Origin of the sequence: Corallococcus sp. CA053C, assembly GCF_003611675.1 — a bacterium.
Taxonomy (GTDB): Bacteria; Myxococcota; Myxococcia; order Myxococcales; family Myxococcaceae; genus Corallococcus.
Map to the genome: position 1 here is coordinate 1 of NZ_RAWA01000728.1, position 2,077 is coordinate 2,077.

Genomic DNA, 2,077 nt, shown 5'->3' on the forward strand with positions numbered 1-2,077 from the left:
GGGTGGGGGAGCGGCCGTGGTCCACCGCGTCCACCAGGTGCAGCAGCGCGGCCACCACCGCGGCGCCGCCGGGCAGGGTCAGCGCCCACAGGCCGGCGTTGCGCGCGCACAGCCGTAGCGCCGCATCCATCAAGGCCACCGGAGCCCGGGGGCGCAGTTCGAGCGCGGAGACGGCCATCGCTTCAGCCCACCACGTGGGCCGCGAGCACGACGCCGCCCCACAAGAGGGCGGCGCCCACCAGCGCCATCACCACGTGGCCCACGCTCCACTCCTGCCGGGGCGGCGGCCCCTCCAGCGCCTTGCGCCGCGTGTCGAGGCAGCTGGCGCAGCGGTTGATGCCCTCGAACTGCGTGGTGCACTCGCGGCAGATGACACGCCGGCACTCCACGCAGACGCCCAGGCCCGCGCGGTCGGGGTGGTAGTGGCAGCGGCCCGAGCCCTGAATCATGCGTTCACCTTACGTGAATCCAGGGCCCGCCACACCACCCCCGCGCGGGAGTCCGGCGCTACATCTCGTCGAAGAACTCGTCGTTGTAGGTGTACCGACCGAGCCGTTTGACGAGCGCCTCCATGGCCTCCACCGGCTTCACGGAGAAGAGCATCTGCCGCAGCTTCTTCACCTTCTCGTACTCGCGCAGGGTGAAGAGCTTCTCCTCCTTGCGCGTGCCGGACTGGGGGATGTTGATGGCCGGGAAGATGCGCTTCTCCGCGAGGAGGCGGTCCAGGGTGACTTCGGAGTTACCCGTGCCCTTGAACTCCTCGAAGATGACTTCGTCCATGCGGCTGCCGGTGTCGATGAGCGCCGTGCCGATGATGGTCAGCGAGCCCGCCTCTTCCGTCGCGCGCGCGGCGCCGAAGATGCGCTTGGGGCGCTCCAGGGCGCGGCTGTCCACGCCGCCCGTCATCGTGCGGCCGGAGCTGTCGACCTCCTTGTTGTAGGCGCGCGCGAGGCGGGTGATGGAGTCCAGCAGGATGACCACGTCCTTGCCCGTCTCCACCAGCCGGCGCGCGCGCTCCAGCGCGAGCTCCGCCACCTTGAGGTGGTCGCCCGTGGGCCGGTCGGAGCTGGAGGCGAGCACCTCCGCCTTGATGCTCCGGCGCATGTCCGTCACTTCCTCGGGCCGCTCGTCGATGAGCAGCACCATGACGTGGCACTCGGGGTGGTTGTTGATCACCGCCTGCGCGATGCGCTGGAGCATGATCGTCTTGCCCGTCTTCGGCGGGGCGACGATGAGCGCGCGCTGACCCTTGCCGATGGGCGCGATGAGGTCCAGCACCCGCGTGACCATCTCCTTGTGGCCGTTCTCCAGCTTCAGCCGCTCGGTGGGGTCCACGGAGGTGAGGTCCGCGAAGTGCGGCAGCTTGGGCGCGCTGTCCAGCGGGCGCCCGTCCACCAGGTCCACCTTCTGCACCACGCCCTTGTGGCCGCGCATCTGCGCGAACGCGTTCAGGTACTGGCCCTGACGCAGGCGCAGCTTCTGCACCAGGTTCTTGGGCAGCTCCGGGTCGTCCGGCGAGGCCAGCAGGTTGCGCTTCACCTGGCGCAGGAACGCGTTGGGGCCCTTGGCCTCCATGTCCAGCACACCCTCCACCGGCGCCAGGTTCTGCTGCGGCGCGGCCTGGGCATGGCCTCCCCCGCGCTGATGCCGGGGGTGCTCGTGCTGCTGCGGCTGACGGCCTTCCTGCTGCGGACGGCCCTCCTGCTGCGGCTGACGGCCTTCCTGCTGCGGTGCCTGCGCGGCGGCGGCCGGGGGCTGCTGTTGCTGCTGCTGGGCCTGGCGCTGGCGGTACTGCTCCAGCTCCTGCGGCGTCAGGAACACCTGCACCTGCTGCCCGTCGGGGCCCGGCTGCATGCGGTAGGCCTGGCCCTCCGGGGTGAAGTGCACCTGCGCGCCACGACGACGGCGGCGACGGCGGCGGCGGCGGCCACCCTGGCCGGCGGGGCTCCCGGGTGCGCCGCCCTGCTGGGCACCCCCTGCGGAGGCATCACCCTCGTCGGGCCCGTCATCGCCTTCATCGTCACCCCCGTCATCATCCGCCTCGGGGGGCGCATGGGGGCGGGCCTGTCTCTTATAC

At 71.3% G+C, this 2,077-nt stretch carries 2 protein-coding genes; both read right to left on the bottom strand.

The window, feature by feature from the left end:
* Window positions 1-182: 182 nt before the first annotated feature.
* Window positions 183-449 carry a hypothetical protein gene (locus tag D7V97_RS42640; RefSeq protein WP_120616230.1) on the bottom strand — a complete coding sequence of 89 codons (267 nt, stop codon included), beginning with the start codon at window positions 447-449 and terminating at the stop codon, window positions 183-185.
* 58 nt (window positions 450-507) lie between these two features.
* Window positions 508-2,077: transcription termination factor Rho (gene rho / locus D7V97_RS42645; RefSeq protein ID WP_233583606.1), on the bottom strand; the 1,570-nt coding region annotated here is incomplete at its 5' end.